At 69.6% G+C, this 13,058-nt stretch carries 14 protein-coding genes; 9 read left to right on the top strand and 5 right to left on the bottom strand.

From position 1 onward, the window contains the following. Positions 1-241: 241 nt before the first annotated feature. The 4 genes from PGB34_RS07870 to PGB34_RS07855 all read left to right on the top strand — a co-directional run bounded on the left by PGB34_RS07870 (position 242) and on the right by PGB34_RS07855 (position 4,724). Positions 242-634, top strand: a complete 393-nt coding sequence (locus PGB34_RS07870) for an HPF/RaiA family ribosome-associated protein (protein ID WP_271427505.1) — start codon at positions 242-244, stop codon at positions 632-634. A gap of 5 nt (positions 635-639) precedes the next feature. After that, positions 640-2,844: a hypothetical protein gene (locus PGB34_RS07865; protein WP_271427504.1), complete on the top strand. Its 2,205-nt coding sequence runs from the start codon at positions 640-642 to the stop codon at positions 2,842-2,844. Between the two features lie 219 nt (positions 2,845-3,063). Continuing rightward, complete coding sequence (locus PGB34_RS07860) at positions 3,064-4,290, top strand: MFS transporter (RefSeq protein WP_271427503.1); 1,227 nt, start codon at positions 3,064-3,066, stop codon at positions 4,288-4,290. A gap of 164 nt (positions 4,291-4,454) precedes the next feature. After that, the gene (locus tag PGB34_RS07855) at positions 4,455-4,724 is read left to right on the top strand and encodes a hypothetical protein (protein ID WP_271427502.1); all 270 of its coding nucleotides are present in this window, start codon (positions 4,455-4,457) and stop codon (positions 4,722-4,724) included. A gap of 103 nt (positions 4,725-4,827) precedes the next feature. On the opposite strand, the gene PGB34_RS07850 is transcribed toward PGB34_RS07855, so the two are convergent. From PGB34_RS07850 to PGB34_RS07830, 5 genes are all read right to left on the bottom strand, one after another. Continuing rightward, positions 4,828-5,667, bottom strand: a complete 840-nt coding sequence (locus tag PGB34_RS07850; protein ID WP_271427501.1) for an urease accessory protein UreD — start codon at positions 5,665-5,667, stop codon at positions 4,828-4,830. 47 nt (positions 5,668-5,714) lie between these two features. Beyond that, a complete protein-coding gene (locus PGB34_RS07845; RefSeq protein WP_271427500.1) occupies positions 5,715-5,984 on the bottom strand; it encodes a hypothetical protein in 270 nt (89 codons plus the stop codon). 150 nt (positions 5,985-6,134) lie between these two features. Then, the gene (locus tag PGB34_RS07840; protein ID WP_271427499.1) at positions 6,135-6,587 is read right to left on the bottom strand and encodes a VOC family protein; all 453 of its coding nucleotides are present in this window, start codon (positions 6,585-6,587) and stop codon (positions 6,135-6,137) included. Continuing rightward, positions 6,584-7,564, bottom strand: a complete 981-nt coding sequence (locus tag PGB34_RS07835; RefSeq protein ID WP_271427498.1) for an isopenicillin N synthase family dioxygenase — start codon at positions 7,562-7,564, stop codon at positions 6,584-6,586. The genes PGB34_RS07840 and PGB34_RS07835 overlap by 4 nt, the downstream gene beginning before the upstream one ends. Positions 7,565-7,577: 13 nt before the next feature. Next, complete coding sequence (locus PGB34_RS07830) at positions 7,578-8,606, bottom strand: ABC transporter substrate-binding protein (protein WP_271427497.1); 1,029 nt, start codon at positions 8,604-8,606, stop codon at positions 7,578-7,580. Between the two features lie 339 nt (positions 8,607-8,945). Here PGB34_RS07830 and PGB34_RS07825 point away from each other — a divergent pair, with 339 nt between their 5' ends. The 5 genes from PGB34_RS07825 (at position 8,946) to PGB34_RS07805 (ending at position 13,051) form a co-directional block, all read left to right on the top strand. After that, positions 8,946-9,971: an isopenicillin N synthase family dioxygenase gene (locus PGB34_RS07825; protein ID WP_271427496.1), complete on the top strand. Its 1,026-nt coding sequence runs from the start codon at positions 8,946-8,948 to the stop codon at positions 9,969-9,971. A gap of 102 nt (positions 9,972-10,073) precedes the next feature. Beyond that, on the top strand, positions 10,074-10,601 hold the full coding sequence (locus PGB34_RS07820) for a 2,4'-dihydroxyacetophenone dioxygenase family protein (protein ID WP_271427495.1): 528 nt from the start codon (positions 10,074-10,076) through the stop codon (positions 10,599-10,601). Beyond that, complete coding sequence (locus tag PGB34_RS07815; protein WP_271427494.1) at positions 10,598-11,323, top strand: SDR family NAD(P)-dependent oxidoreductase; 726 nt, start codon at positions 10,598-10,600, stop codon at positions 11,321-11,323. The genes PGB34_RS07820 and PGB34_RS07815 overlap by 4 nt, the downstream gene beginning before the upstream one ends. 37 nt (positions 11,324-11,360) lie before the next feature. After that, positions 11,361-12,332, top strand: a complete 972-nt coding sequence (locus PGB34_RS07810) for a tripartite tricarboxylate transporter substrate binding protein (RefSeq protein ID WP_271427493.1) — start codon at positions 11,361-11,363, stop codon at positions 12,330-12,332. Continuing rightward, positions 12,332-13,051, top strand: coding sequence for an SDR family NAD(P)-dependent oxidoreductase (locus PGB34_RS07805; protein WP_271427492.1), 720 nt, complete (start codon positions 12,332-12,334; stop codon positions 13,049-13,051). The genes PGB34_RS07810 and PGB34_RS07805 overlap by 1 nt, the downstream gene beginning before the upstream one ends. Positions 13,052-13,058 lie beyond the last annotated feature (7 nt).

Here is a 13,058-nt window from a genome sequence, read left to right as displayed (position 1 = left end):
CTCGATGGCGCCCGCAGCGCGGGTGCCCAGCGAACATGCCACACCACAGGTGAGCGCCGGATGGAGTTTCGATACATGGAGTTTTAAGGCGTAACAGTGGCGCTTGTCCACGGTGTTGATCCGGCTTTCGCGCGAGGCTGCCGAATCCCCCTTTGGGTCTTCGCCTACGCCCATGGTTGTGAACTTGGCCCAACCTGTGGATTCCGTTGAACGTTCCGACCGATTGATAAGGAGTCCCTGAATGCAGATCCAGCTGAACACGAGCAATGGCATCGAGAACAAGGAGTCGCTGGACCGCTGGGCCGACGAAGAACTGCGTCATCAACTGCAGCGCCACGCCGACGATCTGGTGCGCATCGAGGTTCACCTGAGCGACGAGAACGGCCAGCGCGCCAGCGCGGCCGACAAGCGCTGCGTGATGGAGGCGCGCATGGCCGGCCAGGGCCAGTTGGCCGCCACGCATGACGCGCAGACCATCGACCTGGCCTTCCGCGGCGCGCTCGACAAGCTCAAGCGCCAGATCGAGCACAAGGTGGGCCGCGCGGCTGATCACCGCGACCGCAGCAGCATTCGCACCGTCGCTGCCGATGGCCTGGACGCCGTGGACCAACAAGCAGGTGCGGCCCAGGACTGATGCGGATGCCGACCAAGGAGGAGGCCGGCGCGCGCGGCGCCCATGCCTGGCAGTTCGTGCGTGCCGGGGGCGTGGACCAGGTGGTGTTTCGCACGGGCGAAGACATTGCGCGCCTGGGCGAGCTGGACCGCAAGCTGTGGGTGGCGCTGGCCTGCCCCACGCAGGGCCTGGAGTTCGACACCCGCACGCTGGAGCTGATCGACACCAACAAGGACGGCCGCATCCGCCCGCCCGAGCTGATCGAAGCCTGCGAATGGGCCTGCCGCGAGCTGCGCGACCCCGACGTGCTGCTGGCCGCCCAAGACACGCTTGCAGTGCGGGACCTGCCCGAAGGCAGCGTGCTTGCGGTCGAGGCCCGGCGCATCCTGGCGCTGGTGGGCAAGCACGAGGACGATGCGCTCACCCTGCAGGACGTGACGGGCCGCAGTGAACTGCTGGCCGCCATGCGCTTCAACGGCGATGGCGTGGTCACGGTGAAGACGGCCGAGGGCGACGAGGCGCTGCAGGCGCTGATCCGCCGCATCATCGACACGCATGGCAGCATCAACGACCGCAATGGCGAGCCCGGCATCGCCCGCGCGCAGGCCGATGCCTTCCTTGCCGATGCGAAAGCCCTGCGCGACTGGCAGGCGCGCGCGGTGGCCGACGGAGCGGCCATGCCGCTGGGTGAGCGCACCCTGGCCGCGGCGCAGGCGCTGGACGCCGTGTATCACAAGGTCGAGGACTTCTTCGCCCGCTGCCGCGTGGCGGCCTACGACATCCAGGCCGTGCAGGCGCTCAACCCCTCGCCGGATGCGTATGAGGCACTGGCGGGCCAGACCCTCGATGCCCAGGCGCTGGCCGACCTGCCGCTGGCGGCGATCACGCCCGGGCGCATGCTGCCGCTCACCGGCCATGTGAACCCGGCCTGGAGCGACGCGCTGGCCAGGCTGCGCGAGGCCGCGGTGCAGCCCCTGGTGGGCGAGGCGGCCGACAGCCTGAGCGAGGCGCAGTGGCAGCAGCTCAAGTCGCAACTGGCGGCCTGCCGCGAATGGCTGCGCAGCCGGCCCGCCACGCGCCTGGGCACGCCCGAGCCCGAGGCGCTCGATGCCTGGCTGGCCGCGCTGCCCGCGCTCATCCAGCTGATAGACGAGGACAAGGGCGTGGAGGAACACAACCTGCGCCTGGTCGACCTGGAGCGCCTGCTGCGCTACAAGCGCGACCTGCTCAAGCTGCTGCACAACTTCGTCTCCTTCAAGTCCTTCTACCGGCGCGAAGGCGCGATCTTCCAGGCCGGCACCCTGTACCTGGACGGCCGCAGCTGCGACCTGACGGTGCGCGTGGAGGACGCCAAGAAGCACGCCATGCTGGCCGGCCTGGCCAAGACCTGCCTGGCCTACTGCGACTGCACGCGCGAAGGCAAGAAGATGGGCATCGTGGCCGCCTTCACGGCTGGCGACGTGGACTTTCTCTTCGTGGGCCGCAACGGCGTGTTCTACGACCGCGAGGGCCGCGACTGGGATGCCAGCATCACCAAGCTGATCGAAAACCCCACCAGCGTGGCGCAGGCCTTCTTCTCTCCGTACAAGAAGTTCGTTCGCATGCTCGAAGAGCAGGTGGCCAAGCGCGCCGCCGCGAGCGAGGCAACGGCCCAGGGCTCGCTGAGTTCCATGGCCACCACGCTGACCACGGCCGACAAGGCCGCCGCCGCCGCCAAGCCCGGCGTGGTGCCCAAGCCCGGCGCCCGGGTGGACGTGGGCACGGTCGCCGCCATCGGCGTCGCGCTGGGCAGCATCAGCGCCGTGCTGGTGGGCATCTTCGGAAAGTTCGTGGACCTGGGCGCGTGGATCCCGATCGCGGTGCTGGGCATCGTGATCGCGATCTCGGGCCCGAGCATGCTCATCGCCTGGCTCAAGCTGCGCCAGCGCAGCCTGGGGCCGATCCTCGATGCGAGCGGCTGGGCCATCAACGGCCGCATGAAGGTCAATGTGCGGCTGGGCGCCTCGCTCTCTCAGACCGCGCATGTGCCGGCCTCGGCGCGGCGCCTCACGCGAGACCCCTATGCCGAGCGACGCGGCTGGACCGGCTTGGCCGCCACCGCGGCGGCGGTCGCAGCCGTGGCCGCGCTGGCCTGGCGCATGGGCTGGCTGGACGAGCGCCTGCCGCCCGGGCTGCAGCAGACGCCCGCGACGGTCTCCGGCGCCGCGCACCCGGCCACGCACCGGGCCTGAGCGCGGGCACCCGCAGCCCGCGCCGCAGGGCGCCCGCGTGAAGGCCGCACGGCGCCATGGGGCGATGCGCGAGCGAGCCTGCTGCGGCTGGCGTGGCATGCTATCGTCGGCGAACTAGGGTTTTCCCTTGGTTTTCCCTTGGTTTTCCCTTGGTTTTCCCTCGATTCTTCCTGGCTGCGGCGCAGTTGCCGCCCCGCGTCCATCCCTGCGAGTCATCCCGTGAACCCGAGCTTCAGTGCCGACGACGCGAGCGCGTCGCCTTCCGCGCCGCCTGCGGCCTCTGCCCATTTCCTGCGCGCCGTGCTGGCGCTGGGTATGGGCGGCTTTTCCATCGGGACTGGCGAATTCGTCATCATGGGCCTGCTGCCCGAAGTGGCCCAGGACCTGGGCGTGAGCATTCCGCAGGCCGGCCATGTGATCAGCGCCTATGCGCTGGGCGTGGTGGTGGGCGCGCCGCTGCTGGCGGTGGCCGCCGCGGGCTGGGGCCGGCGCACGCTGCTGATGGCCTTGATGGCGCTGTATGCGCTGGCCAACTTCGCCAGCGCGGCGGCACCGGGCTATCTGTCGCTGAACCTGCTGCGGCTGCTCAGCGGCCTGCCGCACGGCGCCTACTTCGGCGTGGCGGCCCTGGTGGCCGCGGCCTTGGCGCCACCCGGGCGGCGCGCGCGGGCCGTGGGCCTGGTCATGCTGGGCCTGACCACCGCCACGCTGGTGGGCGTGCCCATCGCGGCCTGGATGGGGCAGCACTGGGGCTGGCGCGCGGCCTTTGTCTTCGTGGGGCTGATCGCGCTGCTGGCCGTGGTGCTGATCCGGCGCGACGTGCCCAACCTGGCCGCCGCAGCCGGCGCCAGCCCGCTGCGCGAACTGGGCGCGCTGCGCCGCAAGCAGGTGTGGCTCACCCTGGGCATCGGCGCCGTGGGCTTCGGCGGCATGTTCGCGGTCTACAGCTACATCAAGCCGACGCTGATCGAGGTTTCCGGCCTGTCGCTGGGCCATGTGCCGGCCGTGCTCGCCCTGTTCGGCGTGGGCATGGTGGCGGGCAACGTCATCGGCTCGCGCCTGGCCGACAAGGCGCTGATGCCCACCATCGGCTGGCTGCTGGCCTATTCCGCCGCGCTGCTGCTGGCCTTCGTGCCGGCCGCGCACCACTGGGCGTCCGCGGCGCTGGGCGTGTTCTTCCTGGGCACCATGGTGGCCATCGGGCCGGCGCTGCAGATCCGGCTGATGGACGTGGCCGGCGAGGCGCAGACCCTGGCCGCTGCGCTCAACCATTCGGCCTTCAATGCGGCCAACGCGCTGGGCGCCTGGCTGGGCGGGGTGTCGATCGCCGCGGGCCTGGGCTGGACTTCGACCGGCTGGGTGGGTGCGCTGCTGGCCGTGGGCGGCCTGGCCATCTTCGGCTGGGCAGTGGCCGATGCGCGCCGGAGGACCCGCGCGGAGCACTGACAACGAAGGCGAACCCGTCGGCCTGCACCTACGGACGACGGAGGCCTTGGCTGCGGCATGCAGGCCGCGGCGCAGGGCAGGGTGAAGGCATGTGCCCACAGGCGGCGCGCTGCACCACTCTTTGGCGATGCAGCACAGCCGCAGGGTTTGCAGGATCTGTTGCCATGTCCACCGCCACCCCATCCGTTTCCGACACCAAGCGCAGCACGGGCGCCGCTGCCGCCGCAGCCAAGTCCGGCAAGGTGCAAGCGCCCGACGTGGTGCGCACGCCGCCGCCATCGGCCCCGGCCACGCAGGCCGTCAAGGAAGAGCCTGAACCACGTTTCGAGCCCGCCATTCCTTCCGACGGCCGGGACGAACAAGGCGAGCAGATGATGGAAGAGCTGGGCCGTGAGCGGCGCGAGAAGCAAGAGAAGACGGGGCAGGCGCGATGAAGCACTGGACCGAATCTTCACCCGCGACCGTGCCGCCGCCCGCACCGGCACCGCCCGTGCCGCCTGAGCCTTCGCCCGAGCCGCTGCCGGCGCCCTTCCCGGCTTAGGTGTTCCAGATCCGCGGGCTGCCGGGGCCGGTCTGCCAGAGTTCCTGGCGCCAGGCCTGCCACACGCGGCGCAGCAGCATCCACGCCGGCTCCACCACGGGCGCAAGCACGCGCAGCACGATCACCTGCGGCTGCGGGCTGGTCACGCCGGCAGGCACGGACTGGGCCTGGGCGCCCGCGTCGGGCAAAAGTTCGCGCGCCAGTTCCACCAGCCGCTCGCGCCGCGCGCGGGGCAATGGCGTGCCGCTGAGGATGAACAGCGAGGCCATGCAGCGATGGCCGTCCAGGCCCAGCGGGCCGTCGAGCAGGCGCGCGTCATCGGCCTTGAGGCGGCCGCGCTCCAGCCACACGCCCGGCCATTCGATGTGCTGCTGGAACTGGCCCGCCACGAAGGGCTTGTCGGCATGCGGCAGGCCCAGGGCCGTCACGTCCCAGCCGATCATTTCCGCGCCGGGCGCCAGATCGATCTCGAGCCGGTTCTCGGCCAGGCAGCCGCTGTAGCACAGGGCTTCGAGCGGCAGCCATTCCAGGCGCGCGCCGGCTTCCACGCGCAGGCGCGTGTGCTGCAAGGCGGTCTCGCCTTCGCTGCGGTAGAAGCGCGTGGCGCCGGGGGTGGTGATCAGGCCGTGGCTGCCGGCCTGGGCATGCACGCGGATGTCCAGCGTGTCGCCGCCGACCAGCCCGCTGGGCGGATGCACCAGCACGTTGTGGCACACGGCCGGGCCTTCGGGGTAGAGGCTTTGCAGAATGCGCAGCGGGCCTTCATGCTGGAAGCGCGCGATGCTGCGTGCGCCGTCATGTCTGTAGTCGAGTTGGAGTCGCGCGTGCCATGGCATGGGGCGAGTCTACGGGCCGCGCGCGGCCGCAGGCGGTGCGTGGCGGTTCAGTCGTCGTCGAGCCTGCGCCCGCGCCGCAGCGGCGCCTCGGCCGGTGCCCGGGCCTCGCGCACCGCCAGCTCGCCGCGCTCGGTCACGCCGAAGACCACGGCTTCCGCGTCTTCGCTGAAACCCGAGTTCTCGCGGCTGCGCGGCACCGAGGCCGTGATCAGTTCCGCCGCCTTCAGAAGCCGCACCTTGTCCACGTCGCTGCTGCGTCGCACGACCAGCGGAAAGCGGGCGTGCGCAACGATGCGGGTCAGGAATTCCAGTGACATGCGCGGGCTCCTGAAAGGGTGTTGAAGGGGCATCGGGCGCGTGCGCCTGATGCGTCTTGGCGAACATTCTGGACAAGGTTGCGCTGCAGCATCAATGGCTGCGCGCAAGACCCTGCGCGCGCTCCTGTTGAATCGCGCGCAGGCGGCTTTTCAATGCGAACTTTGGTTCAGCAATGCGTCCAGCGCGGGCGCTTCATGGCCGGGCGGAAGGCCCACGCAGGCCACGCGCAAGACCTGCGATTCGGGGTCGCAGAGCACGGCCTGCCACTGGCCGTAGTAGGTGGCGAAAGGCCCTTGCAGCAGTTGGCCACCCTGCGCGATGCAGGCCTTTGCAGCCTGCTCAACGGCCGCGGGGTCGTGCAGCATCAGCGTGGGGTAGCAAGTCACGGGTGCGGTCTTTCCCGCTGCTGGAGCGCGTTCGCGCAGGCCCAGCAGTTCGTAGGCGGGCCAGGCGTTGAAGCCCAGCTCGAAGCCCGGGCCCTGCAGCGCGCGGTAGATGGGCGAGCGCAGGGCCTCGTGCTCGGGCAGGCCCAGCACGGCGCCGTAGAAGCGGCACTGGGCCTCGATGTCGCGGCAGAAGAAGTTGAGGTACAGCTTCATCATGACGTGGCCGTGATGCCGGTCTTCGCGTCCATGCCGTAGCTCTTGCGGTACATCTGCTGCAGATGTTCGCCTGCCGTGCAGGGCGCAAAGCGCGGCTGTTCACCGGCCGGCACGGTGCCGGGCACGGCCTCGATGCGCGCGAAGTAGTCGGGCTCGTAGAAGAAGGGAATGGAGTAGCGCGGGGCGCCGCCCGAATGCGTGTTGCGCACGCGGTGCGGGTTGGAGTGGTACAGCCCGTTGGTCCAGCGCGGAATCATGTCGCCCAGGTTGACCACGAAGCAGCCTTCGATGGGCGCGGCCGCCACCCAGTCGCCTTCGGGCGTCTGCACCTCCAGCCCGCCGTGGCCATCCTGCGCGAGGATGGTGATGGCGCCCCAGTCGGTGTGTGCGCCGGCGCCGAAGGTGCGCGCGTCGGCATCGGCCGGGTGCGCGGGGTAGCGGATCATGCGCAGCGTGACCATGGGACTGCCGCTGCTCGCGTCGAACCAGTTCTCGGGCAGCCCGAGCGACAGCGCCAGCAACTGCATCAGCCGCCGCGACAGCCCGAGCATGGCCTGGATGTAGGCCTCGCATTGCGCGGGTGCCTCGGGCACTTCGGCGGGCCACTGGTTGTGGCCGTAGGTCTGGTAGCCGGCCCGCACGTAGGGATGGTCCGCGGGGTAGGCCATGCCGCAGTAGAAGCTTTCCTTCAGGTCGGGCCGGGCGCTGGCGTCCAGCGTCTGCGCGCCCAGGTTCTCGAAGCCGCGCAGGGTGGGCGAGTGGCGCATGTCCAGCGCCTGCCGCGTGTCTGCGGGCAGGGTCAGCAGCCGCTCGGCCAGCGCGAACTGGCGCTCCAGCAGCGGCTGCGGCAGGCCATGCCCGCGCAGGTAGAAAAAGCCCGAGGCCATGGCTGCCGCGCGCAACTGCGCGGCCACCTCGGCGCTGCGCGCGCCACCGGGCACCTGCGCGCCGCGCAGGTCGATCACGGGGATGCTCATCGGCTACACCGCCTCAGGCCGTCTTCAGCGCACGTTCTGCGGGCGCGGGCAGGAAGCGATCGGTCCAGATCTGCGCCACCGCGAGGCTGCTTTTGAGATTGAAGGCGCCGACGGTCTCATCGATCGTGGCCTGCAGGCGCTCGGGCGTGGCCGCGCCCCAGCCGTGCGCGCGCGTGCCGGCCGTCTTCATGCTGCCCTCCACGATCAACTGCAGGCGTTCGAGTTCGATGGCTTCCTGCGCCAGCGGCTCGCGCGCCTTCACGGCCGCGGCGCCGGCGCGCGGATCGGCCATGGCCTCCACCCAGCCGCGCGTGCTGGCCTTGACGAAGGCGCGCATGGCGTCGGCCTGCGCCATGCTCTTCGCGTTGGCGACCAGGCCGTTGCCATAGGACTTGAGGCCGTAGTCCGAGAAGCGGAAGGTGCGGATCTGCTCGAGCGCCATGCCGCGGGCCTTGAGGTTGAGCAGGCCCGTGAAGTAGAAATAGCCGGCGCCGTCGAAATCGCCCTTGACGAAGCGCGTGTCGCCGATGTCCGGCGTCACGTTCTCCCACTTCACGCCCGAGGCGTCGAAGCCCTGGGCCTTGGCAAAGGCGGGGAAGAGCTTGCGCGAGGCGTTGAAGGGCTGGCCCAGCAGCGTGCGGCCGGCCAGGTCGGCGGGGCGGGTGATGGGGCCGTCCTTGCGCACCAGGATGGCGTTGGGGTTCAGGTCGTACTGGATGGCCACGGCCTGGAGGCCGGCCTCGGGGTTGTTGACGTTGAACTCCACCATGGTGGCCAGGTCGGCCGAGGCCGCGTCGTAGGCGCCGCTGCCCACCAGGCTGATGGCTGCGGCCGAGCCGTTGCCGGTGTCGATGGCCACGTCGAGCCCGGCGTCCTTGTAGTAGCCGCGCTGCTGCGCCAGCAAGAAGCCGGCGGCCGTGGCCTCCACCTTCCAGCCCAGGTTGAACCTGAACTTCTGCAGCGCGCCCTGCGCGCGGACGAAAGGCGTGGCGGCCAGCAGGCCGGCAGCGGTGCCGGCGCGAAGAAGGGAGCGTCGTTGCATGGTATGAAGGTTCTCCGTCGTCTAACTTTGGACGTGTGCACCTTCCGTGCCATGCGCGCCGGGGCGCCGCTGCCTGCAAAAGCATGTGGCCACGGTCGGTTCGGGTGCATGCGCACCCGTGCAGTGCGCAGGAGCCGCCTGCACGCCGATCCACATGGGTGCGGAACTTGCATGCGCAGCTGTCGAGAGTAGAAGCGTCCACCGGCGGCCGTGAGCAAAAGAAGCGGCCAGGAGGGAATTGCTCTTCGGTGCCGTCAGCCACGCCACCGAGGGCCCGACCTCGGAACGCGGCGCAGCGGCATCGCCCCATCCACACCCACCCTGGAGCGACGCACCGTCATGACTTCCTCTTCCACTGTTTCCACCCCTTCCGCCGCTGCCGTTGGCGAAGCCGAACTCGTCGAGCTGCGCAAGGAAGCGCGCATGGGCGCGCTGGGCACCGAAACCGGCACGCGCGAGATCCGCCGCATCGACCTGTCGGACTTCGAGAACCGCCGCGCCGAAATCGCCGACCAGCTCTGGGACGCGGCCGTGGACATCGGCTTCTTCCAGCTGGTCAACCACGGCATCGAACTGGGCGCCGTGCACGAAGCCTTCGCGATGACCGAGCGCTTCTTCGCGCTGCCCGATGCCGTGAAGGCCCAGTACCCGCTCAAGGCCAACGCCGGCTGGGAAAGCCGCGCCCAGGTCCGCCCTTCCACCGGCACGCCCGACCAGAAGGAGAGCTACCAGATCACGCGCCCGCGCATGGCCGGCCTGTACCCGAGCGAAGAGGAACTGCCCGGATTCAAGAAGACCATGCTGGCCTTCGAAGCGCAAAGCTGGGCCGTGGGCATGCGCGTGCTCTCGTGCTTCGCGCTGAAGCTGGGCTTTGACGACGAGTTCTTCACGCGCGCGCACGCGCCTTCCAGCGAGACCTACCAGAGCACGCTGCGCCTGCTGCACTACTACGCGATTCCGCCCGAGGAGCAGGGCAGCCTGGCGCTGTGGCGAGCCGGCGCGCACACCGACTTCGACTGCCTGACCCTGCTGTACCAGCGCCCGGGCCAGGGGGGGCTGCAGGTCTGCCCGGGCAAGGAGATGGAGGCCCAGGCCTGGACTTCCATCCCGCCCGACGAGACCGCCATCACCTGCAACATCGGCGACATGCTGATGCGCTGGAGCGATGACCGCCTGCCGAGCAACTTCCATCGCGTGAAGAACCCCGTGCCCGGCGAGTACATGGGCCCGCGCTACAGCCTGGCCTTCTTCTGCCAGGCCAACACCGACGCCGTGATCGAGTCGCCTGCCGGCAAGTACCCGCCGATCACCGCGGGCGAGTACCTGCGCCAGCGCGTGGCCGCGAACTTCGGCAAGAAGTACTGAGCACCCGAAGCCGAGCCCGCCCCCGGGTTTCCCTGGGGGCGGGCCTTTTTTTGATCTTTCTACAATATGGACAATCATCCACAATATGGACATAGCCCGACGATGCCCACCGACAGAACCGATCCCGAGCCGTTGACGCCCTACCAGTACCCGAACCCGCCCGAGGCGCTGCCCGAGATCGTCATCCCCAATGCCATCCCGACCGATGAACGCCTGTGGGTGCCGCAGGCCGAGAACGTGTGGTTCCGGCCGCTGTGCCTCAATGCCAGCCAGGGCTACTGGATGAACCTGCTGCGCGTGCGCAAGTCGGGGGTGCTCAGCCGCCACCGCCATCCGCAGGCCGTGCACGGCTTCGTGCTCAAGGGCCGCTGGAAGTACCTGGAGCACGACTGGTGGGCCGAGGAGGGCGGCTACGTCTTCGAACCGCCGGGCGAGACGCACACCCTCTACGTGCCCGAGGACGTGCAGGAAATGATCACGTACTTCCAGGTCAACGGCGTCATGTACTACACCGACCCCTACGGCAAGGGCATGGGCTACGAGGACGTGTTCACCAAGATCGACATGTGCCGCAAGCACTTCGAGGAAGTGGGCCTGGGCAGCGACTACGTCAAGCAGTTCATCCGATGAGCAGCGCCGCGCGCTACGACTTCAGCGGCCGCGTGGCCGTGGTGACCGGCGGCGCCAGCGGCATCGGCGCCGAGGCGGCCCGTCTGCTGGCTGCCTGCGGCGCCACCGTCGTGGTCTGGGACCTGGCGGCCAGCGCCGATGACAACGCCATCCAGGTGGACGTGGCCGTGCCTGAGAGCGTGGCCCGCGCCGCGCAGCAGACGGCCGCGCGCTTCGGCCGCATCGACGTGCTGGTGCACAGCGCAGGCTGCACCGGCCCCACCATGGCGCTGGACCAGTTCGATCCCGCGCTCTGGCACCGCGTGGTGCAGGTCAATCTGGGCGGCAGCTTCAACGTCTGCCATGCCGTGGTGCCGCTGATGCGCCAGGCCGGGCGCGGGCGCATCGTGCTGCTGGCCTCCCTGGCCGGCAAGGAGGGCACGCCCAACGCCTCGGCCTACAGCGCGGCCAAGGCCGGCGTGCTGGCGCTGACCAAGTCGCTGGGCAAGGAACTGGCGAGCACGGGCATCCTCGTGAACGCCATTGCGCCGGCCGCGGTGCGCACGCCCATCCTGGCGCAGATGGCGCCCGAACATGTGCAGACCATGGTGGCCAAGAGCCCCATGCAGCGCCTGGGCGAGCCCGAGGAGGTGGCGCAGATGGTGGCCTGGCTGGCCTCGGATTCGTGCAGCTTCAACACCGGCGCCGTGTTCGACCTTTCGGGCGGACGCGCCACCTATTGAGTTTTCCCCGCATCACACCCCAGAAGGAGACATCTCGATGAACAACACCCCCCTGAACCGGCGCCAGTTCGCCGCCCTGACCGGCGCGGCCCTGCTGGCCGGCCATGCGCACGCGCAGGCCGATTTCCCCAACAAACCGATTGAGCTGGTCGTGCCCTTCCAGCCCGGCGGCGGCACCGATGCGCTGGCGCGCTCCTTTGCCGACGCCACGCGCAAGCACACCACCCAAAGCGTGGTCATCGTCAACAAGCCCGGCGCCAGCGGCTCCATCGGCTGGCAGGACGTGATGAACGCCAAGCCCGACGGCTACCGCCTGGCCATCGTCACGGTGGAGCTGGCCACCCTGGCCCACATGGGCATCGGCAAGATCCAGGCGGCCGACCTGCAGCCCATCGCGCAGCTCAATGCCGACCAGGCGGCCATCACGGTGCGCAGCGATTCGCCCTTCAACACGGTCGAAGAGTTCCTGGCCGCCGCGAAGAAAGAGCCCGGCAAGATCGGCGTGGGCAATGCGGGCCCGGGCTCGATCTGGCACCTGGCGGCCTCGGCACTGGAAGACAAGACCGGCGTGAAGTTCAACCACGTGCCCTTCCAGGGCGCGGGCCCCGGCGTGCAGGCGCTGCTGGGCGGCCACATCGACGCCGTGGCCGTGAGCCCCGCCGAAGTCACCACCTTCGTGCAGGCCGGCAAGCTCAAGACCCTGGCCGTGATGGCCGAGCAGCGCGTCAAGGGTTTCGAGAAAGTGCCCACGCTCAAGGAGCGCGGCATCGACCTCGTGATCGGCACCTGGCGCGGCATTGCGGCGCCCAAGAACACGCCGCCGCAGGTGGTGGCCTACCTCAAGGACCTGGCCTTCAAGGCTTCGAGCGAGCCCAGCTTCCGCGAAACGCTGGACAAGCAGAACCTGGGTTTTGTCTATGCCGACGACGCCGCCTTCAAGGCCCGAATCATGAAAGACAACGAGTACTTCAAGGCGCTCATCACCAAGCTGGGGATCAAGGCTTCCTGATGACCTACCAAGCCGATCTGCTCAAGGGCAAGCGCGCCCTGGTCGCCGGTGCCACGCAAGGCATCGGCGCCGTCATCGCCAACCACCTGGCCGCGCTGGGTGCGCACACCACGGCGCTGGGCCTGGGCGCGGGCGATGGCACGCTCAATGCCGACATCGAAGCACGCCAGTGCGACGTGACTTCGGCCGACAGCGTGGAGGCCGCGCTGGCCGACATGCCCGAGCTGGACATCGTCTTCAACTGCGCCGGCATCATCCTGCGCGGCGCCGAGCACGATGTGGAAGTGTTCCAGCGCGTGCTGAACGTGAACCTCACGGGCACCATGCGCGTATGCACCGCCACACGCGAGCGGCTCAAGGCGCGGCGCGGCTGCATCGTCAACACCGCTTCGATGCTGAGCTTCTTCGGCGGCGGCCTGGTGCCGGGCTATGCGGCCAGCAAGGGCGGTGTGGCGCAGCTGACCAAGTCGCTGGCCATCGCTTATGCGGCCGACGGCATCCGCGTCAATGCGGTGGCGCCGGGCTGGATCGCCACGCCGCTCACGCAGGCGCTGCAGGACGACCCCGCGCGCAGCGGGCCGATCCTGGCGCGCACGCCCCTGGCGCGCTGGGGCACGCCCGACGACGTGGCGCGCGCGGCGGTCTTCCTGTGCACGCCGGCCGCCGCCTTCATGACGGGCGTGATCCTGCCGGTCGATGGCGGCTACATGGTGACTTGATAATCCG

Source organism: Xenophilus arseniciresistens, from assembly GCF_028023875.1.
Classification (GTDB): Bacteria; Pseudomonadota; Gammaproteobacteria; order Burkholderiales; family Burkholderiaceae_C; genus Xenophilus; species Xenophilus arseniciresistens.
This window is presented reverse-complemented; position numbering and strand designations above follow the sequence as displayed.

Coding starts and splice junctions, on each gene's coding strand:
- PGB34_RS07870 (WP_271427505.1), top strand. CDS start 242: ATGCAGATCCAGCTGAACACGAGCAATGGCATCGAGAACAAGGAGTCG.
- PGB34_RS07865 (WP_271427504.1), top strand. CDS start 640: ATGCCGACCAAGGAGGAGGCCGGCGCGCGCGGCGCCCATGCCTGGCAG.
- PGB34_RS07855 (WP_271427502.1), top strand. CDS start 4,455: ATGTCCACCGCCACCCCATCCGTTTCCGACACCAAGCGCAGCACGGGC.
- PGB34_RS07850 (WP_271427501.1), bottom strand. CDS start 5,667: ATGCCATGGCACGCGCGACTCCAACTCGACTACAGACATGACGGCGCA.
- PGB34_RS07845 (WP_271427500.1), bottom strand. CDS start 5,984: ATGTCACTGGAATTCCTGACCCGCATCGTTGCGCACGCCCGCTTTCCG.
- PGB34_RS07840 (WP_271427499.1), bottom strand. CDS start 6,587: ATGATGAAGCTGTACCTCAACTTCTTCTGCCGCGACATCGAGGCCCAG.
- PGB34_RS07835 (WP_271427498.1), bottom strand. CDS start 7,564: ATGAGCATCCCCGTGATCGACCTGCGCGGCGCGCAGGTGCCCGGTGGC.
- PGB34_RS07830 (WP_271427497.1), bottom strand. CDS start 8,606: ATGCAACGACGCTCCCTTCTTCGCGCCGGCACCGCTGCCGGCCTGCTG.
- PGB34_RS07825 (WP_271427496.1), top strand. CDS start 8,946: ATGACTTCCTCTTCCACTGTTTCCACCCCTTCCGCCGCTGCCGTTGGC.
- PGB34_RS07820 (WP_271427495.1), top strand. CDS start 10,074: ATGCCCACCGACAGAACCGATCCCGAGCCGTTGACGCCCTACCAGTAC.
- PGB34_RS07815 (WP_271427494.1), top strand. CDS start 10,598: ATGAGCAGCGCCGCGCGCTACGACTTCAGCGGCCGCGTGGCCGTGGTG.
- PGB34_RS07810 (WP_271427493.1), top strand. CDS start 11,361: ATGAACAACACCCCCCTGAACCGGCGCCAGTTCGCCGCCCTGACCGGC.
- PGB34_RS07805 (WP_271427492.1), top strand. CDS start 12,332: ATGACCTACCAAGCCGATCTGCTCAAGGGCAAGCGCGCCCTGGTCGCC.